The 23,237-nt window shown below is 60.6% G+C and carries 20 protein-coding genes, 4 tRNA genes and 1 pseudogene; 12 read left to right on the plus strand and 13 right to left on the minus strand.

The window, feature by feature from the left end; genetic code table 11:
- Positions 1 to 572 precede the first annotated feature (572 nt).
- Positions 573 to 773 (plus strand): annotated as a pseudogene (locus KHP07_RS30005) (HAMP domain-containing protein); the annotation flags it as partial.
- Between the two features lie 15 nt (positions 774 to 788).
- Positions 789 to 1,631 (plus strand): methyl-accepting chemotaxis protein, encoded by an 843-nt coding sequence (locus KHP07_RS30010; protein WP_410896877.1) that lies wholly within the window; start codon positions 789 to 791, stop codon positions 1,629 to 1,631.
- A 36-nt stretch (positions 1,632 to 1,667) separates the two neighbouring features.
- Here KHP07_RS30010 and KHP07_RS24505 read toward each other — a convergent pair whose 3' ends face one another.
- On the minus strand, positions 1,668 to 2,480 hold the full coding sequence (locus KHP07_RS24505; RefSeq protein WP_078047658.1) for an alpha/beta fold hydrolase: 813 nt from the start codon (positions 2,478 to 2,480) through the stop codon (positions 1,668 to 1,670).
- A 998-nt stretch (positions 2,481 to 3,478) separates the two neighbouring features.
- Positions 3,479 to 4,249, minus strand: coding sequence for a hypothetical protein (locus tag KHP07_RS24510; protein WP_099493402.1), 771 nt, complete (start codon positions 4,247 to 4,249; stop codon positions 3,479 to 3,481).
- Positions 4,250 to 4,608: 359 nt separating this feature from the next.
- On the opposite strand from KHP07_RS24510, the gene KHP07_RS24515 reads away from it, so the two are divergent.
- The 4 genes from KHP07_RS24515 (at position 4,609) to KHP07_RS24530 (ending at position 5,023) form a co-directional block, all read left to right on the plus strand.
- A tRNA-Glu gene (locus KHP07_RS24515) sits at positions 4,609 to 4,684 on the plus strand.
- Between the two features lie 4 nt (positions 4,685 to 4,688).
- Positions 4,689 to 4,764, plus strand: a tRNA-Gly gene (locus KHP07_RS24520).
- 104 nt (positions 4,765 to 4,868) lie between these two features.
- Positions 4,869 to 4,944: transfer RNA gene (locus KHP07_RS24525), tRNA-Glu, on the plus strand.
- Positions 4,945 to 4,947: 3 nt separating this feature from the next.
- Positions 4,948 to 5,023 (plus strand) — tRNA-Gly (locus KHP07_RS24530).
- 89 nt (positions 5,024 to 5,112) lie between these two features.
- Here the strand turns inward: KHP07_RS24530 and KHP07_RS24535 are convergent.
- On the minus strand, positions 5,113 to 5,904 hold the full coding sequence (locus tag KHP07_RS24535; RefSeq protein WP_078047660.1) for a response regulator transcription factor: 792 nt from the start codon (positions 5,902 to 5,904) through the stop codon (positions 5,113 to 5,115).
- A 139-nt stretch (positions 5,905 to 6,043) separates the two neighbouring features.
- Between KHP07_RS24535 and KHP07_RS24540 the strand changes: the two genes are divergently transcribed.
- Together KHP07_RS24540 and KHP07_RS24545 are read left to right on the plus strand one after the other, a co-directional pair.
- On the plus strand, positions 6,044 to 7,147 hold the full coding sequence (locus KHP07_RS24540) for a polyamine ABC transporter substrate-binding protein (RefSeq protein WP_078047661.1): 1,104 nt from the start codon (positions 6,044 to 6,046) through the stop codon (positions 7,145 to 7,147).
- A 74-nt stretch (positions 7,148 to 7,221) separates the two neighbouring features.
- Complete coding sequence (locus KHP07_RS24545) at positions 7,222 to 7,473, plus strand: hypothetical protein (protein ID WP_078047662.1); 252 nt, start codon at positions 7,222 to 7,224, stop codon at positions 7,471 to 7,473.
- Positions 7,474 to 7,484: 11 nt separating this feature from the next.
- Here the strand turns inward: KHP07_RS24545 and pdxR are convergent, their stop codons facing one another.
- Positions 7,485 to 8,996, minus strand: coding sequence for a MocR-like pyridoxine biosynthesis transcription factor PdxR (gene pdxR, locus KHP07_RS24550; protein ID WP_214498162.1), 1,512 nt, complete (start codon positions 8,994 to 8,996; stop codon positions 7,485 to 7,487).
- A gap of 77 nt (positions 8,997 to 9,073) precedes the next feature.
- Here pdxR and KHP07_RS24555 point away from each other — a divergent pair, with 77 nt between their 5' ends.
- Positions 9,074 to 10,735: a M24 family metallopeptidase gene (locus KHP07_RS24555; protein WP_214498163.1), complete on the plus strand. Its 1,662-nt coding sequence runs from the start codon at positions 9,074 to 9,076 to the stop codon at positions 10,733 to 10,735.
- A gap of 31 nt (positions 10,736 to 10,766) precedes the next feature.
- Here the strand turns inward: KHP07_RS24555 and KHP07_RS24560 are convergent, their stop codons facing one another.
- The 7 genes from KHP07_RS24560 to KHP07_RS24590 form a co-directional block, all read right to left on the minus strand.
- On the minus strand, positions 10,767 to 12,506 hold the full coding sequence (locus KHP07_RS24560) for a dipeptidase (RefSeq protein WP_214498164.1): 1,740 nt from the start codon (positions 12,504 to 12,506) through the stop codon (positions 10,767 to 10,769).
- A gap of 168 nt (positions 12,507 to 12,674) precedes the next feature.
- Entirely contained in the window at positions 12,675 to 13,142 is a 468-nt protein-coding gene (locus KHP07_RS24565; protein WP_214498165.1) for a hypothetical protein, read from the minus strand.
- Positions 13,143 to 13,257: 115 nt separating this feature from the next.
- Positions 13,258 to 14,475, minus strand: a complete 1,218-nt coding sequence (locus KHP07_RS24570) for a phospholipase D-like domain-containing protein (RefSeq protein WP_214498166.1) — start codon at positions 14,473 to 14,475, stop codon at positions 13,258 to 13,260.
- Positions 14,476 to 14,527: 52 nt separating this feature from the next.
- On the minus strand, positions 14,528 to 15,175 hold the full coding sequence (locus tag KHP07_RS24575; RefSeq protein WP_100491170.1) for a MotA/TolQ/ExbB proton channel family protein: 648 nt from the start codon (positions 15,173 to 15,175) through the stop codon (positions 14,528 to 14,530).
- A 17-nt stretch (positions 15,176 to 15,192) separates the two neighbouring features.
- Positions 15,193 to 17,475: a TonB-dependent receptor gene (locus KHP07_RS24580; protein ID WP_078047668.1), complete on the minus strand. Its 2,283-nt coding sequence runs from the start codon at positions 17,473 to 17,475 to the stop codon at positions 15,193 to 15,195.
- A 24-nt stretch (positions 17,476 to 17,499) separates the two neighbouring features.
- Positions 17,500 to 18,228 (minus strand): energy transducer TonB family protein, encoded by a 729-nt coding sequence (locus KHP07_RS24585; protein ID WP_214498167.1) that lies wholly within the window; start codon positions 18,226 to 18,228, stop codon positions 17,500 to 17,502.
- A gap of 2 nt (positions 18,229 to 18,230) precedes the next feature.
- Positions 18,231 to 18,638: an ExbD/TolR family protein gene (locus KHP07_RS24590; RefSeq protein WP_005786670.1), complete on the minus strand. Its 408-nt coding sequence runs from the start codon at positions 18,636 to 18,638 to the stop codon at positions 18,231 to 18,233.
- A 190-nt stretch (positions 18,639 to 18,828) separates the two neighbouring features.
- On the opposite strand from KHP07_RS24590, the gene KHP07_RS24595 reads away from it, so the two are divergent.
- Together KHP07_RS24595 and KHP07_RS24600 are read left to right on the plus strand one after the other, a co-directional pair.
- Positions 18,829 to 19,383 carry a GNAT family N-acetyltransferase gene (locus KHP07_RS24595; protein ID WP_214498168.1) on the plus strand — a complete coding sequence of 185 codons (555 nt, stop codon included), beginning with the start codon at positions 18,829 to 18,831 and terminating at the stop codon, positions 19,381 to 19,383.
- Positions 19,380 to 20,951, plus strand: a complete 1,572-nt coding sequence (locus KHP07_RS24600; RefSeq protein WP_214498169.1) for an alkaline phosphatase D family protein — start codon at positions 19,380 to 19,382, stop codon at positions 20,949 to 20,951. The genes KHP07_RS24595 and KHP07_RS24600 overlap by 4 nt, the downstream gene beginning before the upstream one ends.
- Before the next feature lie 36 nt (positions 20,952 to 20,987).
- Here KHP07_RS24600 and KHP07_RS24605 read toward each other — a convergent pair whose 3' ends face one another.
- Positions 20,988 to 21,629: an alanyl-tRNA editing protein gene (locus KHP07_RS24605; protein WP_099490959.1), complete on the minus strand. Its 642-nt coding sequence runs from the start codon at positions 21,627 to 21,629 to the stop codon at positions 20,988 to 20,990.
- 89 nt (positions 21,630 to 21,718) lie between these two features.
- Here KHP07_RS24605 and KHP07_RS24610 point away from each other — a divergent pair, with 89 nt between their 5' ends.
- The gene (locus KHP07_RS24610) at positions 21,719 to 22,651 is read left to right on the plus strand and encodes a LysR family transcriptional regulator (protein WP_078047673.1); all 933 of its coding nucleotides are present in this window, start codon (positions 21,719 to 21,721) and stop codon (positions 22,649 to 22,651) included.
- Between the two features lie 104 nt (positions 22,652 to 22,755).
- Here the strand turns inward: KHP07_RS24610 and KHP07_RS24615 are convergent, their stop codons facing one another.
- Entirely contained in the window at positions 22,756 to 23,163 is a 408-nt protein-coding gene (locus KHP07_RS24615) for a PA2817 family protein (RefSeq protein WP_025858812.1), read from the minus strand.
- Positions 23,164 to 23,237: the final 74 nt, after the last annotated feature.

Genomic DNA, 23,237 nt, shown 5'->3' on the forward strand with positions numbered 1-23,237 from the left:
CCCTGGCCGCTTACCGCAAGGCGTTCGATGAGTTTGTCGAACTGACCCAGACCAAGGACCTGGCGTTGGAAATGGCCAGTTGGTCGGTGTCCAGCGTGGCCAATAACCTCGATGTGCTGCAAGCCGGGCTGGCAGATGACGGTGCCTATGGCCTCAAGGAAAGCCAGGGCAAGGAGGGTGCCGAATTCATCGAGCAGGCCGGGCAAGTCAGCCAGGTGTCGCGCCTGATGCTGCAAGCCATGAACGAAGCGCGGGTGCGCCTGGACCAGAGCCGCAAGGTGAGCGAGGAAGAAACCGAACAGGGCAAGATCGAGCAGGCCGACCAGGCTTTGGCCCAGGTCGAGCAACTGAAGACCTCGGTCAAGGACCCCGGCTACCAGACTGTGCTCAACGAAGTGTCCGGGCATATTGCCGCCTTCAGTGAAAAACTCGGTGAGTACACCGGCTTGCTGGCCCAGGAGAAGGTGGTCTACAAACAGCTGCATGACCGCGCGGGTGAGGTAGTCAGCCGGGTCAACCAGGCGTATGACGCTGAAGACCAGTCCATGCAGGGGCAGTTGAAGAAAAGCGCGATGCTGATCATCGGCTCGTCGGCCCTGGCCTTGCTGGTAGGGTTGATTGCGGCGTGGGTGATTACCCGGTTGATCGTCGCCCCGCTGCGCAGTGTGATCGCGGTAGCCCAACAGATTGCCGCCGGCGACTTGAGCGGGCGCATGGAGGTCAGCCGTCGCGATGAAATCGGCCAACTGATGCAGGCCATGCAACAGATGGGCAACGGCCTCAGCCAGATGGTCAGCGGCCTGCAAGCCGGTATCGAGCAACTGGCGAGCTCGGCGCATTCGCTGTCCAGCGTCACCGAGCAGACCAACGTCGAGGTCAGCAGCCAGAAAGAAGAAACCGAGCAGGTCGCCACGGCGATGAACCAGATGACCGCCACGGTACACGACGTGGCACGCAACGCTGAAGAGGCCGCGCAAGCTGCACAAACCGCAGACGACAAGGTCGACAGTGGCCAGCAGGTGGTGCGCCAAAGTCTGCAGCGCATTGAATTGCTCGCCACCTCCAGCACCAGTGCCAGCGCCAGCATCGAGAGCCTGAGCGTCGAGATCCAGAATATCGGCACGGTGTTGAGTGTGATCAAGAGCGTGGCCGAACAGACCAACCTGCTGGCCCTCAACGCCGCCATCGAAGCCGCCCGTGCCGGCGAGCAAGGGCGTGGCTTTGCGGTGGTGGCGGATGAAGTACGGGCCCTGGCCAAGCGTACCCAGCAATCCACCGAAGAAATCGAGCGCCTGATCAGTAGCTTGCGCAGCGCGGCCCAGTCGTCGGTGCAGCAGATCCAGCAAAGCGGGGAGCTCGTAAAGCTGGCGGTGAGCGACGCCCTGGAAACCGAGAGTGCCCTGGGCAGCATCGCCGTGGCGGTGTCGTTGATCCAGCAGATGAACCAGCAGATCGCCGCGGCCGCCGAGGAGCAAAGCTCAGTGGCCGAAGAGATCAACCGCAGTGTCACCAGTATCCGCGCCAGTGCCGATCAGTCGGCGCTGAGCATGCAGGGCAACGCCGCGTCGAGCATCCAGCTGGCGCAGTTGGGGGCGGAGCTCAAAGGGATGGTGGGGCATTTCCGCCTGTGATCGCCGCGTTGGCGCAGCGATCACAGGGAAGGGGGGTCAGGCGTTGTTGGCGAGGAAGGTCAGCAGCGCTTCGTTGACGAAGTCCGGATTTTCCCGGGCGCTGATATGGCCCGCCTCTGGAATCAGGATCAGGCTGCAGCCAATCAGGCCGGCCATTTCCTCGGACTCGGCGGGTGGGCGTGGTTTGTCCTGCTCGCCACACATCACCAGGGTGGTGTCGGCGTCCAGGCGTGGCAACTGCTCCAGCACAGCCTCGCGACTGAAGATCAAGCGGCCCAGGGGCACGATGCTCTGCAGCAGGCGCTCTTTGGAGTAGCCCTGCAATTGCCTGCGAAAATCCTGGTACAGCGCTGATTCGCGGTCGATACCCGGGCGGAAAAAGATCGGCGCGACCACGTCCAGCAAGGGCTCAGGGATGGCACCGGCATCTTCGATCATCTTGAACAGCGAGAAATAGTACTGGCGCGTGGCTTCGGGCTCGGCGCCCAGGTACGTGTCCATCAGCACCAGGCTGTTGATGCGCTGCGGCGCCAGCAACGCCAGGCGTGCGCCCCACATGCCTCCGACGGAGAGCCCCACGAGGTTGATCTGGGGGATGTCCAGTTGGTCCAGCAAGGCCAGGGCCTGGCGCGCGAGGTCGTCAAGAGAGCGGGTGTGCGCCGGCAGTGGGCCGGATTCGCCATGGCCCCACAGCTCGGGCACGATCACGCGGTATTGTTGCGACAGGGCTTCGATCTGCGGCGCCCACATGTCGGCGCCCCATAGGTAGCTTGAGCCCAGCAGGACGACGGGGCCTGAGCCCTGGTCGACGTAGTGCAGTGGTTGTCCATCAATGACGGCGACAGGCATAGCAGGCCTCTGACTTCGTGGAGTAAGGGGCACTTTTGTACGCTAGTCGGAGGCGGGGGGATAGATGCAAAGTGATGGCATGTGGCGAACTGGGTTTGCCACAGGGGGCGTCTGGGGATGGTGCTGGACCACAAGCCACAGCTATCTAACTGTCACCCCGAGATCCAAACTGTAGGAGCTGGCTTGCCTGCGAAGGCGGCCCGACAGCCGACCACAATCTAACTGTCACCCCGCGATTCAAAAATGTGGGAGCTGGCTTGCCTGCGAAGGCGGCCTGACAGCCGACCACAATCTAACTGTCACCCCGCGATTGAAAAATGTGGGAGCTGGCTTGCCTGCGAAGACGGCCCGACAGCCGACTACAATCTAACTGTCACCCCGCGATTCAAAAATGTGGGAGCTGGCTTGCCTGCGCAGGCGGCCCGACAGCCGACCACAATCTAACTGTCACCCCGCAATCCAAAAATGTGGGAGCTGGCTTGCCTGCGAAGGCGGCCTGACAGCCGACCACAATCTAACTGTCATCCCGAGATTTAAAAATGTGGGAGCTGGCTTGCCTGCGATGGCGGCCTGCCAGCCGACCAGGATGTTGGATCTGACCGGGTACATATCCGTTATTTGGGTCACGGCTGCTATGGGTTCCGCCCTTACGGCGGCTCACTTTTGAACAGCGCAAAAGTAAGCAAAACGCTCTTGCCCCAACACTCGGTACCTCGCCTAGGCTCGGTATGCCCGTAATCCGACAGGTATTTGGGGGGCCGCCGCCACGCGCCATCCATGGCGCGGGGCGGCTAAACCGGCATCCCTGCCGGTTTACCCCCCAAATCCCTGTCGAATTTCGGCCAGCGTGTTTGACGGGGCGCCTAAGATCAAAAGCGAGATCAAGATCAAGATCAAGATCACGATCACGATCACGATCAACAGCGACTCGCTTCGCATCGTGGTTTGGGGGTGGTGGTTACAGCGTTGTTAGGCACCTATGCACTGAGAGGGCATCATTAGTCGTAAATAACTTTTTTCTTCCACTCGGCGTCGGCGTCGACCACCTTGAGGCCTTCGGTCAGTTCGTTGACTTCGTCTTCGGCCGGTTTGCTGTTGGTCAGCACGGTGGAGTTGGCGCGGGCCAGTTGGGCTTCCAGTTGTTGCAGTTGTGCGCTGTAGATCACCGGCTCCGGCTGTTTGCGCAGGTACTGCACGCCACGTTCGAAGGCCAGGCGTGCCTGACCCGGTTGGCCTTGTTGCAGGGCGTGCTGGCCGAGGTTGTTGAAGAATTCGATGTGCAGCAACACCAGGATATGGCGGATTTCCCTGATCCAGTGCTTGGCTTCGTTGGCCGGCAGGAAACCGTCCTGGGCCGCGCGGGTGACTTGGCCATGCAGGGCTTCGAGCAGGAAGCGCACGTCCTTGGCCTTGGCTTCGGTCTGGATCGGCGCGGGTGGGTTGTTCACCGGGATGGATTCACCCTGGGCCACCAGCGTATTCAGCTCGGCAATGCGGGCCTTGATCGGTGCGCTGCCTTTGTTGAGGTTCAACAGGCGCTGGTTGACGTTGAGTTCCAGGCGAGTCAGTAACAGCTTGAGCGCCGGGGTCATCAACTGGCCGGGGAAGGTCTCGGTGATTTCACCGCAGCGGCGCAGGCGATCGTTGAGTTCGATCTCGGTGCGCTTCTTTTCCAGCTTGTTGTTTTCCACCACGTGGTTCATGTAGCCAATGGCGATCAGTATTGCGATCCCGGCTATTACCAGCAGGGTGATCATGAGTGGTGTCACCGGTGTGACCTCTTTATAGGGTTTACAGTGGAGTGTAGTGACTGGGCCATCCGGCGGATAGGACTGATCGACCAGTTGCCCGGGTACTTTGCTTCTATATAGAAAGGCGTTCCCTGCATGGATGCACATTGCCATCATTTGCTGGAACGAACTATAGCGTCTTGTCGGGCGCCAGAATATAGGCGTCAAGGGCCGGACGGGCAGAATGCCCGCCAGGGCCCGGAAAGCAGGGCGAAGTCATTGATTTAAATAAATTTATCCTTGGGGGTTGACGACCTTTCAATCCATCCATAGAATGCGCGCCACTTACAGCGTAAAGCACACAGCGAAACGCGGTAGGGAGTGAATGTTGTACGTGTGTCCCCTTCGTCTAGTGGCCTAGGACACCGCCCTTTCACGGCGGTAACAGGGGTTCGAGTCCCCTAGGGGACGCCAATATGCGGGAATAGCTCAGTTGGTAGAGCACGACCTTGCCAAGGTCGGGGTCGCGAGTTCGAGTCTCGTTTCCCGCTCCAAATTTAAGCAGTGTTGCCTTCGGGCGGTACTGAGTGAAACCAGGGCATAATCTTCGGATTTAATCTCTGGACACTGAAATACACACCATGTGTTTCAGTTGTGTGTCCCCTTCGTCTAGTGGCCTAGGACACCGCCCTTTCACGGCGGTAACAGGGGTTCGAGTCCCCTAGGGGACGCCATTTGCGGGAATAGCTCAGTTGGTAGAGCACGACCTTGCCAAGGTCGGGGTCGCGAGTTCGAGTCTCGTTTCCCGCTCCATATTCAATGAAAACGCCGATCAGCGATGATCGGCGTTTTTGTGTGTGCGTGATTTGTGCGCAAACGCCGCAGGCCTGCTGCGGCGCCGTTCAGTGCGCTGTGAGGGCTTCCTGCCCGGGCATGAAAAAACGCGCAAACAGCTCGGATTGAGACTTGATGTTCAGTTTGTTGTAGAGGTTGCGACGGTGGACTTTGATGGTCTCCGTCGACAGGTTCAGCTTGCCGGCGATTTCTTTGTTGGAAAAACCGCTCAACAGCAACCTGAGCACATCTTTTTCCCGCACAGTGATTTGTGCGCCCAATTGCACGATGGCCTCTGACCAAGGCGGCGGCTCGGCCTGGCTTTTTTCTGCATCGCTCTCAAAGCACATGCGTTGATGCATCAATGCCATCACCCAGGGCTTGATGATGTCCAGCGTGGTGATCTGCTGTGGGCTGTAGCGCACGTTGCTGCCCAATGAAATGCACAACGTTCTGTCGGCATCAAGCTGGACGTTGTATTGCACCTCATCCACGCTGACGTACTGGGCAAAATATTGGTGGTAGTACTCGGTGGTCAGGAAGTGCTCCGGCGCAATGTCGGACAGGTGAAAAAAACCACTCTGCGGCTGCTCTCGGTTGGCGATGTAAAACGGGTCCAGCAGGTACAGCCCCTTTACATAGCGCTGGGTCAGCGCGTCCACTTCATCCGCATCGGCGACTTCGGTCATGCTGATGACCCGCACGTGTTGGTCGCTGAAGATCAGCACCACCCAGTTGTCGATCTGCACGTATTCCTTTAACACGCGAACCAGCGAGCTCCAGAAGGCCGGGCGGTTGAGCTGCATGATCAGCGTCCCGGCCGACCGATGCCAGGCCAGGTTGTGAAGGTCGAGCGACATTTACTACCCCTTTAGGGTTAGTGATGCGTTGAACGGGGCTAAGTACTTATAGGTATTTACTAATCGGACGTGCCGAGTATATTCACCCCCCAATGGATGAAGGCCATGATGGCCTGTCGTTTTTGACAAGGATAGCTATATGAGTCAACCCCATTTGCGCGGCATTTTTATGTCTGTGTTGGTCTGCCTATGTGTCAGTGCGCCGGTTTCGGCGGCCGAATCACGGGTCAACCTGTACAACTGGTTCGGGCTGATCGCGCCGGAAACGCCGAAGGAATTCGAGCAGAAAACCGGTACCCGGATGCACTTGGATGCCTTCGACAGCGCCGAGATCATGCAGAGCAAGGTCATGGCCGGACGCACCGGGTATGACGTCGTCGTCGCCACCTCAAATGTCTTGCCCAGCCTGATCCAGGCCGGCGTGCTTGCACCGTTGGACCGCTCCCAACTGAGTAATTTCTCGCACATCGATCCAGCGATGCTGGCACTGCTCGAAGCCAATGACCCCGGTAACCGCTACGCCGTGCCTTACTTGTGGGGCACCACCGGCATTGGTTATGACGTGGACAAGGTCAAGGCCGCCCTGGGCGACGATGCTCCGGTGGACAGCTGGGACCTGATCTTCAAGGAAGAGAACATCAGCAAGCTCAAGTCGTGTGGCGTGGCGATGCTCGACTCCCCGAGTGAAATCATTTCGATCGCCTTGCATTACCTCGGGCTGCCGAGCAACAGCCAGAACCCTGAGGACTACCAGAAAGCCCAGGCGTTGTTGCTGAAGATCCGCCCTTACGTGCTCTATTTCGATTCATCCAGAACGGATGCTGACTTTGCCGACGGCAATATTTGTGTGGTGGTGGGCTGGGCGAGCGGGGCGCTGACGGCGCAGGCCATCAATGAAAAAAACAAAACCGGCCGCAAGATCGCCTACAGCCTGCCGCGTGAAGGTGGGCTGGTGTGGTCGGAAAACTTCGTGCTGCTCAAGGATGCGCCCCATGCCCGGCAAGGCCTGGCGTTTATCAACTACATGCTCGACCCGCATGTCATAGCCAAGAGCTCCAACCACACGCTGTACCCCAACGCCAACAAGGATGCCACCGAGTTGGTCGAGCAGAAGTTGCGCGACAACCCCTGGATCTATCCGTCCAAAGAGACCATTGCCACCTTGGTGCCCCTTGAGCCGCTGCCCTTGAAGTTGGAGCGGATCCGCACGCGTGTGTGGACCAAGGTGAAGAGTGGGACGTGATCGCGTGAATGAATAGGCATGTCCAGCGGTTGGCTATGCAGCTGTCGCAGACGTTCCAGTCAAGGAGATCAATCATGGGCCAAGGCTATTATCAGCGTGACGTGAAGTCGAACGATGACAGTGCGTACAAGGAAATCGAAGAGCAGATCGGCCACTGTACGCCCGAACAAGCCTGGGCCATGTATTACGTCTCGACGGGCATGGTGCGTGAGTACATCACGCGGGCGGTGATGGAGCATATTGGCCGGGGCAACCGGGCGTTGCTGCTGGAATTCCCGGAGCTTGCCCGGGCCGAAGAGAAATCCCGCTTCCTGCTGCCGCTTTGACCGAATGCCGATCAGTGATGATCGGCATTTTTTTGCGCGTGTGCGTGCGCGTTCACCGCGTTGGCCAGGCGTAATGTAGCCTCGCGGATCTCGTCCTGGTTGAGTGAGGCGAAGCCCAGGCGCAGCGCATTTTCTGGCTGGTCCAGCGGCGAAAATTGCCGGCCACTGCGCACGACCAGCCCATGGTCCACGGCGGTTGCCACCATCTGGTCGACGTTTATCTGATCGTCGAACCGCACCCACAGCGCCAGCCCGCCTTCGGGCTCCCGCACGCTGATCCGCTCCCCAAACGCCGCATGCAGGCATGTCTGCAAGGTTTCGCGGCGTGCACGGTATTCCTTCGATACCCGGCGCAGGTGCTTCTTGAGTTCGCCGTTGTTGATCAGGTCCGCGAGCATCTTCTGCGCCACTGCATCGGCGTCCCCCAGCATCAATGCAGCGTTGCTGTGCAGGGCTTCAACCACCGGCGCGGGGGCGACCACATAACTGCAGCGAAACGTTGAGCCGAGCGCCTTGGATAACGACCCGACATAGATCACATGGCGTTGCGAGCGGTCGCTGGCCAAGGGCAGGTAGGGCCGTCCGTTAAAGTGATATTCGTGGTCGTAGTCTTCTTCGATGATGCAGAAGTCGTGCTGCGCCGCCAATGCCAGCAGCTGTTGCCGCCGTGCTGCGTGCAGGCTCACGGTGGTAGGGAATTGGTGATGCGGCGTGAGATAGATCATCCGCACGTTATGTTCGCGACACAGGCGGTCGATCTGGTCCGTTCGACAGCCTTCGTCGTCTACGTCCACCGTGACCAGTTGCGCGCCCAGCTTGCGAAAAATCTCCCATGCCGGCGGGTAGCTCAGGCGCTCCACCAGTACCACATCGCCCGGCTTGAGCAGCAGGCTGGCGGTCAGGTACAGCGATATCTGGGTGCCTTGGGTCAGGCAGATATTCTCGGCGCTGACCGTCAGCCCACGGTTATTGCGCAGCATCTCGGCCAGCGCGCAGCGCAGCTCATAGCCGGTGCCTTCACTGCCATAGCGCACGGTGTTGGAGGCAAAGCTGTTGCGCAGGGCATTGCGGTAATAGCGATGCAGGACGGCTTGGGGCAGCAAACGGTGGTCGCTGGTGCCGTTATCGAAAAACAGCGCCCCCTGCCGATGCTGCAGGGCCGTCACCTGGGCGTTCTGAGTGAAATACGGGGCGTTCGCCTGCGCCAGGATGGGCGGTGCGAAGGACTGCTGCGCGCGACTCGGCAATGGCTTGGGCGTCAACTGCGCATTGACGAAGGTCCCGCGTCGCGGCTCGCTGACCAGCCAGCCTTTGGTCAGGGCCTCTTCGTAGGCCAGGATCACGGTCTTGCGGTTGACGTCGAGCAACTGCGCCATTTCCCGCGTGCCGGGCAGCAAGGTGCCGGGCGGCAGACGGCCTTCCACGATTGCAGTCACCAGGCCTTCGGCAATCTTGCGGTAGGACGCCTGGTTGCCACTTTCGTCCAGCTTGAGCAGCGGGCGCCATTTTCGCATCTGGACCATCTGAAGTATCCAAAACTGGAGGTTTTAATGGGCCTAGTCTAGCGCAACAATCAAGCCTCACTCACCCCGAGGTTGTTATGAATACACGTCATGTCATCGAACTGTCCCCCTCGGGGAAAACCTTTGAGGCCGGTGACGAGCTGTTGCTCGATGCGATGCTCGCCAATGGCCTGTCCGTGCCGTTTTCCTGCCGGCGCGGGGCCTGTGGATCGTGCAAGGTGGTGGTCGCAGAAGGGGAGTACCGGGCCAAGCAGCTGGGGCCAGGTGCCCCCGCGCCGTGCTATCCGTTGGCGGCGAATGAAATGCTGTTGTGCCAGAGCCATGCCTGCGGCGACATGCGCCTGGAAATCCCCGGCTGGTCGCTGGACACGCCGGTGCTGATGGTCGAGGCACAGGTCGTGAGCAAGCGCGCGCTGGCCCCCGACATTGTTGAGCTGGTGGTGATGCCGGATAGACCATTGGCGGTGCGGGCGGGCCAGTACCTCAAGTTCCGACTGGTTGACGGTGACTCGCGGTGTTTCTCGATCGCCAACCTGCCGGCCGAAGACGATGGGCGCCTGGTCTTCCAGATTCGCCGGGTCAGCGGCGGGCTGTTTTCCGAGGCCATCCTGGGCGACCTGGAAGCCGGCGATCTGGTGCAACTGGAAGGACCTTTTGGTGCCTGCACCTGGCAGGACACGGACGACAGCCCTGTCGTCCTGTTCGCCACCGGCACCGGTTATGCGGGCATCAAGCCGATACTGCTGACTGCATTGGCACGCAACATCGAGGTCACGCTGTACTGGGGCGGGGCGCAACCGACGGACTTTTATGACCGTGCCTTCCTGGCTGACGCGAGCGCCGAGCATCCGCGATTTTGCTGGCATCCGGTGCTGGCGTCGCAGGGCAGGGTGCAGGAGGTTGCGTTGAGTCACGGGCATGCCTGGGAGCACGCTCAGGTGTACGCGTGTGGTAACGGCGCAATGATCCGCCAGGCCCGCGAGCAGTGCCTCGACGCAGGTTTGCCGGCTCACCGGTTTGTCGCCGAGGCCTTTGTGCCGAGTGGGCGCTCCGGCGCGCTAACGCCGTCACCCGCGTTTGACCCGATCTGGGAAAAAGTCGGCCCGCGCTACTCGTTTGACGGCATGCTGGCGGCCCGTGACCAATCCATCCGCGCCCTGGCGGCGATCGCCAGTCGCCTGAAGGTTGGCATGACCACCGGCGAAGCCCTCGACATGGCCGCCGAACAACTGCAGGCCATGGGCGCGTCCCACACGTGGCACCCGACGTATATCCGCTTTGGCGACGACACAGTACGCCCACCGCGCGAAGGCATTGACCGCCAGCGCAGGCTGCGCGCCACCGATATCGTCGTGGTTGATTTGGGCCCGGTGTGGGACGGTTACGAAGGCGACTACGGCGATACCTTTGTGTTCGGTGACGCGCCGCTGCACCTGGCGTGCAAGACCGCACTGCATGAGGTGTTCGACGAAACTCGCGAAGCCTGGATGCGCGGCCTCACAGGTCGCGAACTGTATGACTTTGCCGAACAGAGCGCGGTGTCAAAAGGCTGGAGGCTGGCGCGTAACCTTGCAGGGCACCGCCTTGCGGATTTCCCCCACGCGTTGTTCGAGAGCAAGGTGCTGGCGGACCTGGAGATCCCGCCGAGCGAAATGGCCTGGGTGCTGGAAATCCAGCTGTGCCATCCCACGGAACCGGTCGGTGGTTTTTTCGAGGATATGTTGATGCTCCAAGCCTGAAGAGCCCGCCGTTGCGGCGGGCTGCTTTTTATCAGAGCTTCGGCAACTGGCCGATACGGCCCATCATCTCGGTGACGATCTGCAGGTCCAGCAGGAACTGGTCGACGGTCTTGAACTCGTTGTCGGTGTGCCCGGTGTACTTCACTTCCGGACGCGCCAGGCCGAATTGCACGCCGTTGGGCAGTTCATGCACGGAGGTCGCGCCGGCCGAGGTGCCGAACTTGTGCTCCATACCCAGGTTTTCGGTGGACACTGCGAGCAGGGCCTTGACCCATTCGCCTTCAGGGTTACGGTACATCGGCTCTGCGACCAAGTAGGTGAAGTCCACCTTGACCTTGGATTGCTTGTCCCAGGCGCTCAGTTTGTCGGCAATCTCGGCCTTGAGTTTCTCCGGCGACTTGCCCTTTGGCACCCGCAGGTTCACCGCCAGCTTGAAGGCTTTGTCATCCAGGCCGACAAAGGTCAGCGAGGTGGTCAGCGGCCCCATGAACTCATCGGAGAAGCCCACGCCCAACTTGCCGCCCAGGTAATCCAGGCCCCAGTTGTCGGACGCATAACGCGCGGCGTCAGTGATGTGGTTGTGCTTGAGGGCGATTTTGCCGTCGACGCTGTGGATCAGCTCCAGCATGCGCGCGACCGGGTTGACCCCAGACTCCGGCTCGGACGAGTGAGCGGACACGCCGGTGACCGTCAGCTTGACGTTTTTGCCGTCGACCTTGGCGGCCACTTCAAAATCGCCACCGTTGTTCTTGGCGTATTCAGTGCCGGCTTTTTGCAGGCTGGCGGCCAATTCGGCTGGCTTGTCGGTGACAAACGTCGCCACCGACGCCGACGGAATCTGGTTGGTAGCCATGCCGCCGGTCATCGAGATGATTTCCGCGCCTTTGCCTTCACCCTTGCGACGCGGGAACGTCGCCATCACCGTGCCGTAGCCTTTTTCGGCAATCACCACCGGGTAGCCACCGTCCAGTGCCAGGTTGTATTGCGGTGTCGGATTCTTTTCGAAGTAGTAGGGGATCGCGTCGCCGGAAGTTTCTTCGGTGGTGTCCACCAGCAGCTTGAAGTTGCGCGCCAGCGGCAGCTTCTCTTCCTTGATCACTTTCATGGCGTACATGGCGACCACGATGCCATTCTTGTCATCCTCGGTGCCACGGCCATACATGCGGTCGCCGATCAGCGTGACTTTGAACGGGTCGAGCTTGGTGCCGTCTTTCAGCACCCAATTCTCCGGCGTCACCGGCACCACATCGGCGTGGGCGTGGATGCCGACGACTTCATCGCCGCTGCCTTCCAGGGAAATTTCGTACACACGGTTATCAATGTTGCGGAAGTTCAGGTTAAAGGCCTTGGCCAGGTCCTGGATCTTGCCGGCGATCTTGATGAATTCCGGGTTCTTGTACTGCGGCACACCATCGACGTTAAAGGTCGGGATTTCCACCAGCTCGCGCAGGGTTTCGGTGGCGGCCTTGCCGTACTTCACTCGGGTGTAGATACCGAGCAGGCGATTGATCTCGTTCTGCTGATCCGCGCTCAAGGTTTTGTTATCAAGAAACGCACTGATCGCCGGGCCCACGTCACTGGTCTTGCCCAGGTCGCCCTTGGCCAGGGTGCCGAGGAAACCACGGAAATCGGTGACGGAGGTTTCGTTGAAATGCTTCAGAATCGCTGTGCTTTGGTCTGGAGTGATGTTGGCGAAAGCGGGGCTGGTGATGGCCGAAAGGCTCGCCGCGAACAGGGTGGCAGCGGCCAGTTGCTTGAGTGGAAAGTGCATGGAAAGACGCATTCCTTTGCAGGTAGTAAGTGGGAAGTTTCTGATCAAACTGTCAGAAACATTTCCACACACTACCACTGCGAAGGCGTGGGAGGGGAGATGCGAATGAAGGAAATATCTTACTTCAATAAAAAACGCCGCGTCTTCATGAGCGGCGTTTTTGCAGGGTCAGCGGGGAACCAGATACAAGGTTTGCTTGAATCTGCCGTCGGGCATGGGTTCGGAATTCATGTGTCCTGTAAAACCTCCATACTTCCCGGTGCTGCCCAGAATGGCTACGGTGGAAAGGCCTGTTTCATGCTCTTGTCCGCCTACGACAATGGTACCTACGATGTTCCCGGTGGCATCCATGAATATCAATGTCCACTGACACTGGCTGTGAGCACCAGGCAGTGTGGTGACGCAGTAGCCGCTGTTGCTGCCGATGTCCTGTCCGCCCTGATCCTGCAAAGGTTGGTCATAGACAAACAGGTCGCCTTGGGAGGGGCCCGGTGCACCTGTATCCACGGGCGTCTTGAGGCCCCGAGTACCATCGGCATAGGTGACCAGCATGACTGCTGGCGAGTTGTTGACGCAGGCGCTGAGGGAGATAAGCAGAAGCAGTGCGCACAAGGTGCGAAGGGTAGCGGTTTTCATGGCTGTGCTCTCGTGTGGGTGGGCTCCGGGCGCAGCACCGCTAAAGCTGCGTCCGGAGCCTGAAAAGGCTAGCCGCCAATTGCCAGAATTCAAATGTCCGCAAGCCGATTTCGTATCACAAGGTTCCCGGGTGCGGAGCCGCATACTCAGCCGTCACACCCAACGCCTTGGCATACGGCCCATCCCACAACTGCTCATGCAATGCCCCGACACGCTTGGCCATCGCTTCGCTGCGCATCACCACTTCCAGATTGCGCGAATTATCCAGATACCCGCCCAGCCAGTTGCTGGTGCCGATCCAGGCAACCTGTCCGTCGATCTCCATGGTCTTGCTGTGGATTACTCGCGCATACGGGATAAAACCTTGCTTGGCCTCGGGGAGGGTGACGATTTTGATCTGGACGTTAGGCAGCACCGCCAAGCTTTTGAGGTAGGGCAGTTCCAGCGTGTCGGTATTCCAGTTGGACACCATCAGCTTGATCGACACCCCACGTGCCGCCGCCGCACGGACGGCATTGTCGATCACCGCGTAGTACGGGCGGGTCTTGTCCGGTCCGTAGGACAGGGGGGCGTAGTCCAGCAGTTGCACGCGCACTTCGTGTTTTGCTTCGCTCAGTAAACGCGGCAGTTCCAGCTGTGAATCGCCTACGCCCGGTGGGTTGTAGCGTTGCGGGCTAGCGACCAGGTAGTTGCCGGTGCGCGGTGGTTCGTTGCTCGTGGCAGGCAGCGGCACCGGTTGGTTGTCGGTCAAGGCCTGCTGGGCTTTCCAATCCTGCTCGAAGATCGCCTGCACCTGGCTCACCACGGTCGAGTTGGTGATGAGCAGCCCGGTTTCGTGGATGTGTTCCAGGGAGCGCCAGTCGAAATTCTGGCTGCCGACAAAGGCCTGCTTGCCATCCACCACTAGGTATTTGGCGTGGATGATTCCACCGCTCACGCGCGCGTAGGGCAGCACACGAAAGGTCAGGTTGGGGATCGCCCGCAGGCGTTCAAGGGTGGACGCTTCCGACAACTTGATGCCTTTTTCTTCCAGCAAAAAGCGAATTTTCACACCGCGCTTACCGGCGGCTTCCAGGCGTTCGATCACGCCGTCCATCACCGAGCCTGGGTGATCGGCAGCGTAGAACTGGCCGATATCGATACGGCTTTTTGCGCCGTCAAACAGCTCGCTCCACACCGGGCCGGGCTGGCGCAGGTCGTCGGTGCCGAGGGCGGTGTCCACTGGCACGGTGTGCACCAATTCAAACCCCGGAATCGAAAAGTCCGCCTGGGCCAGCGGACTTATCAGCAAGCCGGCCAAGCCTGCGATGCGCAATTTCAAGGAAACAGACATAGGGATTCCCATCACAAAAGAAAGCGGGCGCATTGCGCGCCCGCTTGAACGTTTACGCCGTGCGGCTATGCAGCGGCGTTGGCACCAGGTGCGGCAGTTCACTCTGCACGCGGGCACCGGTGGCGGCGCGGATCAGCAGGATTTTTAGCTGGTCGTTGATGCGCTCCAGGCTGTCCTGGAAGAAGTTGTGGAACACCACGCAGAACAGCGCGATGGCGATCCCCAGGCCGGTGGCGAACAACGCCGTGCCGATGCCACCAGAAATCTGCCCTGGGTCGGACACACCGGCCGTGGCCAGCGCCTTGAAGGTGTCGATGATGCCGAGGATGGTGCCCAGCAAGCCCAACAGCGGCGCGGCGGTGGTGATCGTTTCGATGATCCACAGGCTGCGGGCCAGCGGTGCGCGGGTGGTCAGGTACTGGGTTTCGATGACGTCATCCAGGTCCTTGCGCGACCCTTGCGACGCTTTCTGTGCCAGGACCGGCAGCACCATGTTCAGCGGCAGGCTGTCACGGCGCGTCAAGCTTTCCGGCAGGTCGCGCTCGCTGTGTACGTGGGCGCCGAGCACCTCGGTCAGCGCGCGGGCCTGGCGGCGTACGTAAGCGAAGTAGATACCGCGCTCGATGGTGATAAAGATCGCGATGGCCATCGCGGCATACATCACATAAAAGGTGATGTCGTGGAGCAGGTTCATGTCCATGTTCAATTACCTCGCCGTCAGAAATTGGCTTCCAGGGAAACCGTCACAGTGCGTTCCAGGCCCACGATGTAGGCCGGGTCGCCGTCGCGGAACCCGCCGTAGGTGGCCGCGTTGGTCTTGGTGGTGTACACGCCGTCCAGGTACTTCTTGTCGAACAGGTTGTCGACGTTCAGGCGCAGCGTTGCGTCCTTGACCACCTTCTTGTCCACCGGCAGGTAGATACCGGCGCCGGCGTTGAACACGGTGCGCCCGGAGATGGCTTCGTCGTTGGTCAGGTCGCCGTAGAGCTTGCTGGTGTACTTGCCGCCGAAGGTGCCGTAGAAGCGGCCGTCGTCGTAGCCGATGTTGGCGGCCAGCATGTTCTTCGGCACGTTGGCGAACTGCTTGCCGCTGGTGGGCAAGAGGATGGCTTGGCCGGCGTTGTAGACGGTCAGGTCGTCCTGCTGTTCGGCCTTGGTGTAGGTGTAGGAGGTGTAGTAGTTGAAGTGGTTGGGCAGCAGGCCGCTCCACTCCAGTTCCAGGCCGCTGTTGTTGACGGACCCGGCGTTGATGTCGGCGAAGTCACCGTTGATGTCGCGCGACGACACCTGGCGGTCCTTGAACTGCATGTAGAACAAGGTGGCGGCTACGGTCATGTCGTCATCGGTGTAGCGCCAGCCCAGTTCGTGGTTCCAGCTGGTTTCCGGCTTGGCGTCGATAGAGCCGGCGCCCTTGTCGTACAGCACGTAGTTCTGCGGGATGCGCATGTTGCGCGACAGGCTGTAGAACAACTGGTCGCGCTCATCCAACTGGTATTTGAGGCCGACGTTGGGCAGCAGTTTGTTGTAGGTCTGGTTACGTTTTTCCGCCTGCTCGGTGAGGCTGCCGTGGTTGGTGCCGTCACGCTTGACGTTCATGTAGGCCAGGCCCGCCACCAGGGTCCAGTCCGGGTTGATGTACCAAGTGTCCTGGGCCCAGACCTTTTGCGCGGGGGTGACGGTAAAGCGGTCGCGGCCCTGGATGGTGTTGCCATTGGCATCGACCACGGCGTCGTTGGAGTCCGGCCAGGTGTCGACCGGTTTGCCGCTGGCCTTGAGCGGAATGAACGGTTGGGTCTGGCTTTGGCGTGCGCGCTCGTACCAGTAGCCCACTTGCACGCTGTGATCGCCCAGGTCCCAGTTCAACTTGGTGGTGATGCCCGGACGCCAGGTCTGTGTGCGCGAAGGGCGGTAGTACACGCCGCTGTTCGGGGTGCCATCGGCATTGTACTGGGCGCCGGTAGGCAGGTTGCCCAGGTCAAATACACCGCCCTGGTTCGAGCCACGGTTCAGTGCATAGCTGGACGAACCGACACCGCTGCCGTTACCCCAGTAGTAATACGGGATCACCGACAGTGCGAGGTTGTCTGCCAGCTTGAACTGGGTGTTGAGCACGGCGGTGAAGGTCTGGAAGGGGTTCTGCGCCAGGGCGTAATAGCTGTTGTACTTGCCGTTGCTGCCCACCGTAGGCGTGGCCGGGTAGGGGTCGTACTTGCGGCCGTTCTGCTGGTACTGGGCCTTGGTCAATTGGCTGTAACTGTTGTTGTCCTGCTCGTGGTACTTGAGGATCAGGTTGGCGGTGTTGCCATCGCCAGCGTCGAAGAAGCTGTTCCACTCGACTTTGTCCGCGCGCACGGCGCCCGAACCGCGCCACATCTGGCCTTCGGTATGGGACGCCGACAACCAGTTGCTCAGGCCATTGATCTCGCCGGTGTTGAGGCGGGCAAAGGTTTTGCGCGTGGCGTTGCTGCCCATGATCTGTTTGACGAACGCGCCGGTTTCCTTGGTCGGGCGAATGGTCACGATGCCGATGTTGCCGCCGCTGGAACCGATGTGCGGGCCGTCGGCTTCCGCCGAGCCCTGGGTGACGAAGATCTGCTCGATATTTTCCGGGTCGCCCAGCAGGTTGGAGTACAGCGCGTAATTGCCGGAGTCGTTGATCGGCATGCCGTCAACCGACATGCCCACCTGGTCGGAGTTGAGGCCGCGCATGGTGAAGCGAAAGCCCGACAGGCCGGTGGCGTCTTCGCTGGAGATGTTCAAGCCCGGGGTGTATTTGAGCTTGTCCACGGCGTTACCGGTGGCGGTCTGTTTATCCAGCGCCTCCTTGGTCACGGTGGAGCGGCCCTTGATGCTTTCTTCCTGCACCATGTAGCCGCCACCTGCCGTGGCCTTGCCCTGGACCCCAATGGTCCCGACGTCGCTGTCGCTGGTGTCGGCCATAACCATGCCATGGCCCATGCTTGCGGCAACGAGTGCCAGATGAATCCGTGTGAACCTCATCACTGTCGTCCTGGTGTCGGGTGCTTATTGCACGCTGTAGTTGAAGGTGGCGGTGAAGCGCTGCTCATTGCGCCCCCCGAAGGCTTGCTCGGGGAACGGCTTGACCTGCTTGATACGGCGCAAGCTGTTGGTGGCGGCCCGGTTGAGCAACATGCTCGAGGCCTGGGTCTGCAAGCCGGAGTCGAGAACCCGACCCTGGCGGTCTACCAGCAACCAGATCACCACTTCGCCGGTCGGGCGTTCGAGGGAGGCCTGGCGGCCGGTGGGGTATTGCTTGTAGGTGTCCAACTCATTGCGCAAACCCTTGAGGTAACCGCCTTCCAACGCTTGGCCGTCGACTTTGGGGGGGGCCGGCGGCGCCGGCGTTGGCGCAGCCTGGGCAACGGGCGCGGGTGCCGGTTTGGCGGCGACCGGTGGTGGTGTCGGGGCGGGCGTTGGCTTGGCGACCACTGGCTTGGGCACAGTTTTTGGCTTGGGCTCAGGCTTGGGTTTCGGCAAGGGTTTAGGTGGCGGCGGTGGCGGGGCCGGCTCGGACTCTTCATCCTCGATCACCGGCGGTGGCGGCTCTTGTTCCACCACCGGCTCGGGGATCACTTGCGGCTCTGGCTCGACCAGCGCCAACTCGACCGCCGACTCGTCATACACCGGCTCGACCTTCAACGTCTGGGACTGGATGCCCAGTGCAATCAGCACCAGGGCGATCAGGGCCGGCACACTGCCGAGCAGCTGACGCGCACGAAACAGGACGTACATGATCAGGACTTACGCGTGGCGATGGACACGGAGGTAAAGCCACCCAGGCGCAGGGTGTCCATCACCTCGACCAGGCGCGAAACCTCTACGCCTTTGTCGCTGTTAACGATGATGGTCGACTTGGTGTCGGGCTTCTCGGCAGCCTTCAACGCCGGTACCAGCGCATCGACTGTCAGGTCCTTGCCATCCAACTGCAGTTGGCCTTCGAGACCCAAGGTGAGGATGAATTTGTTCTGTGGCTTGAGCTGCTGCGAACTGCTGGCACTCGGCAGTTGGGTCTTCATGCCGAGGGCCGGAATCACGTTCAGGCTCACGAGTACGAAAAACACCAGGAGGAACATCATCACGTCGATCATCGGGATCAGTTCGATGTGCGCCTTGCGTTTTTTCGGTTCGTCCCAGGTTCTCATTCCGTTACCCCGTTATTGAATTAGGGGCGACACGCTAACAACCAAAAATGACCGATTGGTTAACTTTAATTGACGTTTTGAGGGCTCTAGGACGCGTCTTACAGGTGAATCGCAAGACATTTTTGTGACGTAACAGAATTGACATGCGGCAGGGGCATTCTCAAAAACTTTACATCGAGGGCCCCCGGAAATGAGTAGTGAACTGCCACAGTTGTCCACCCCGCGACTGTTAATGCGCGCCCTGGAAAAACACCAGGCCGACAGGTTGTGCGCCCTCGCCAACGGCCCGAAGATCGCCGACAACACCGCCAGTATTCCATCGCCCTACACCCTGGAAACGGCGCAGGATTTTATCGATGGCATGCAGGAGAAATATCGTTCGACGGGGCTGTTGAGTCTTGGCGTGCATGTGCGTGACACCGGCGAGTTGATCGGTGTTGCCAGCTTGCGCATCCATGCAGATCATCACTATGGGCACCTAGGCGGCTGGGCGGCGGCGGACGCGCGCAACCTGGGGTATGCCACCGAAGCCGCGACCGCGTTGATGGACTACGGCTTTGCCGAACTCGGCCTGCATCGCGTGGGCAGCCAGTGCTTCAGCCGCAACAACGAATCGGCGCGGGTCATGGAGAAAATCGGCCTGCAGTACGAAGGCTGCAGGCGCGGGGCGTTCTTCAAGAACGGCGTGCATGAAGACCTGCTGGTGTTCGCCACCCTGCGTGAGGATTGGGAGTACCGGCTGTGAGGGGCGAGGTGGATCATGGCCGGCGCCGGGTACTTGCCGGGCTGGCGGTCGCTACCACCTTTTCGATCCTCAGCCCGTTTGCCCGCAGTGCCGGGGTGGAATATCCGTTCACCCTGGGCGTGGCCTCCGGGGATCCGCTGCCGGATGGGTTTGTGATCTGGACGCGCCTGGCGCCGCTGTTCAATGCCGCGGACGGTCGTGGTGGCTTGAGCCGTTCAGTGCCGGTGCGTTGGCGGGTTGCCAGCGATGCGGCGATGACTCGCGTGGTGCGCCAGGGCGAGGTGATGGCCAGCGAGCGCTGGGCGCACTCGGTGCATGTGGAGGTGGCGGGACTGGAGCCGGGCAGGCCGTATTGGTATCAGTTCGAAGGGCTCGGCGCGCAAAGCCCGGTGGGGCAGTCGCGCACGGCGCCGGCGTTGCATGCCATGACGTCGGCGCGCTTGGGGTTTGTCTCGTGCTCGCATTGGGAACGTGGCTATTTCAGTGCCTATCGCCACTTGGCGCAAGAACAGCCCGACCTGGTGTTCTTTCTCGGCGACTACATCTACGACAGTTCCTACGCGGCGGATTCGGGCAAAATCATTCGCCCCCATGGCAGCGGCAATGCGGTGAGCTTGAGTGACTACCGCAACCGCTATGCCTTGTACAAAACCGACCCGGATCTACAGGCCCTGCACGCCGCAGCGCCCAGCGTCGCGACCTGGGACGATCACGAAGTGCAGAATGACTACGCCAACCGCTGGTCCCAGGACCCGAAGATCCCGGTCGGGCAATTCTTGCAGCAGCGGGCGGCGGCCTACCAGGCTTACTACGAACACATGCCGCTGCGTGCCAGCAGCCTGCCCAAAGGCGCGGACATGCGCATTTATCGGCGCCTGGACTACGGGCGGTTGGCCCGTTTCCATGTGCTGGACGGCCGACAGTATCGCTCCGAACAACCCTGCATCTTGGCCAATGGCAGTCACCAAGGGCATATCGCCGACAACCTTTGCCACGATTTGCGCGACCCCGGTCGTACGATGCTCGGTTGGCAACAGGAAGCCTGGCTGGATCAGGGCTTTGCCCAGTCGAAGGCGCAGTGGAACATCATCGCCCAGGACCTGCTGGTCGCGCCGCTGACCCAGCGCGACCTGACCAATCACAAGCCGGGACGCTGGACCGATGGCTGGGATGGCTACATGGCCAACCGCTCACGGATGCTGGCGTCCATCGAGCGCCATCGTGTCCAGAACCCGGTGTTCTGGGGTGGCGATATCCATTCGTTCTGGGTGACGGACTTGCATGCGGATGCCAGCAACCCGGACTCGCCGGTGGTTGCCACTGAGTTCGTCGGCACGTCGGTGACGTCTGATGGGCCGCCCTTTGAGGCGTTCAGCAAGATTCTGCCGCTCAATCCCCATGTGAAGTTCTTCGACAGTCGCCAGCGCGGGTATGTGTCGGTGGAAGTGGAGGCGCAGAAGATGCTGACGCACTTTCGTGTGATTACCGATCCGCGCGACCCTGCGGCGACCGTTTCGACCTTGAAATCATTTGTGAACGAGTCCGGCCGACCCGGCGCAATCCTGTAGGCGCCGGCAAGCCGGCTCCTGCTGGGGTTGTGGTGATTACAGCGGCGCGGTTTCGTTGAGGCTGTAGCGCACGGACAGCGCACCCTTTTTTTCGGAAAGGGCCAGGATGGTCACCTGGCCCAGTTCACCCAAGGTTTGCACGTGGGTACCGCCGCAGGCATACGCGGGCAACTCGCCAAAGCCGACTTCGCGGGTGCCGTCTTCCAGGTTCATATGGCGCGGGTAGTCTGCCGCGATCCATCGGTTGACCTGTTGCTGGATCGTCTCGGCTTCCATGGCTTGCGCGGTTTCGCCACGGATGAAGGTGATCTTGCCTTCGCCCGGCCAGTGATGGGCCTTGATCGGCATCCAACCCAGGGTCTCGCCCACGTTGCCGATCAAGTGCCCCGCGGAATGCAGCCGAGTGTGCAGTGCGCGACGCTGTTCATCCACCCGCGCAGTGATCGGGCCAGGTGCCAGCGGGCGGTCGACGTAGTGCACCACGCGATCGCCTTCCTGGATCACGCGCAGCACGCTGCTCTCACCGAGCCAACCGGTATCGAAGGGTTGCCCACCGCCCTGTGGGTGAAAAATCGTCGATTGCAGGATCACCGCAAACTGGTCTTCATGGGGTGTACAACTCAACACCTCCAGCTCGGCAGTCAGGTGGTCGTGGGTGAAAAACAGGCGCTCGGTCATGATCTACATCCGCATCAGGGTTCTACCGGCAGTATAAATAGTGCGTAGATGGGTGATAATCCGCTCAATTATCAATGGACCTGTGCACCATGAGCATCAATCTACCGTTGCCATTGCTGGGCGAAATGGCGATTTTCGTCAAAGTAGTGGAAACCGGCAGCTTCTCCGAAGCCGCCCGGCAAATGGGCGCCTCGCCTTCATCGGTGAGCCGCAGCATCTCGCGCCTGGAGAAGGCCCTGGCCACACGGTTGCTGCAACGCACCACGCGCAAGTTGCGTTTGAGCGAGGGTGGTGAAGAGGTGTTCAAGCGGTGCCAGGAGATGGTCAACGCGGCGCGTTCGGTCATGGAGATCAGCGGCCAGTTCACCCATGAAGCCGAAGGGCTGGTGCGGGTCAGCGTGCCCAAGGCAGTGGGGCGCTTTGTGGTGCACCCGCATATGCCGGAGTTCCTGCGGCGTTATCCCAAGGTGGATGTGCAACTGATCCTTGAGGACCGGCAGGTGGACATGATTGATGACAACGTCGACCTGAGCATCCGCATCACCGACAGCCCGCCACCGGGATTGGTCGGCCGGCAGTTGCTGCCCATCGAGCATCTGTTGTGCGCGACCCCGCAGTACCTGGCCGAGCATGGAACACCGGGCCACCCCCAGGACTTGCTGGCACACAGTTGCATCTACCTGGGAGAGACGCCGGGGGATTCACGCTGGAAGTTTCGCCAGGCCGGCAAGGCGGTGACGGTCGCAGTGCGCGGGCGTTACGCGGCAAACCACACAGGGGTGCGGCTGGATGCGGTGTTGCAACATGTGGGCATTGGCAGCTTGCCGTACTTTACGGCGCGGCATGCATTGGAGGAGGGGCGGTTGGTGCAGGTGTTGCCAGGGTGGGACTTTATTGCGTCCTACCACGGCGAGGCGTGGTTGCTGCATTCGCCCACGCGGTATCTGCCGCCGAAGTTGCGGGTGTTTATTGATTATCTGGTGGCGTGCATGGCGAAGGAGCCGACGTTGCGCAAACGGTAGGAGTGCGGTCGAAACTGTAGGAGCCGGCTTGCCGGCGATTGGCCCTTGAACCCAGTGCAGGACTCAAGGCCGCCATCGCCGGCAAGCCGGCTCCTACAAGGGAATCAGTGCTTGCTTTGGTCGTCCGGCATGGCCAGCAGCTGTTTTTCCTGGTTCCAGTCGAACGGTTCGTCGTTCTGTTCGGCTTCGAAGCGACGTTCTTCCAGGGCTTGGTACAGGTCCAGTTCTTCGTCGGGCATGAAGTGCAGGCAGTCACCGCCAAAGAACCACAGCAGGTCGCGCGGCACCAGGTGGGCAATTTGCGGGTAGCGCAGGATGACCTGGCTCATCAGGTCCTGGCCCAGGTATTGGCTTTCGATCGGGTCGATCGGCAGCAGGGCGCGCAATTCGTCGAAACGCTCCAGGAACAATGTGTGGCTTTCCTCGGGCACCTGTTCGGCTTCGCCGACGGCAACCAGGATGCTGCGCAAGTGGTCGAGCAAGACGAGATGATCGGCAACGACGTTGGACACGAGATAAGTCCTCTAAAGCAAAAACGGGCGCGAGAGTATATAGCTCTCGCGCCCGTATTTATATGACCGCTCGA

The organism is Pseudomonas sp. VS40, from assembly GCF_018587885.1.
GTDB lineage: Bacteria > Pseudomonadota > Gammaproteobacteria > Pseudomonadales > Pseudomonadaceae > Aquipseudomonas > Aquipseudomonas pergaminensis.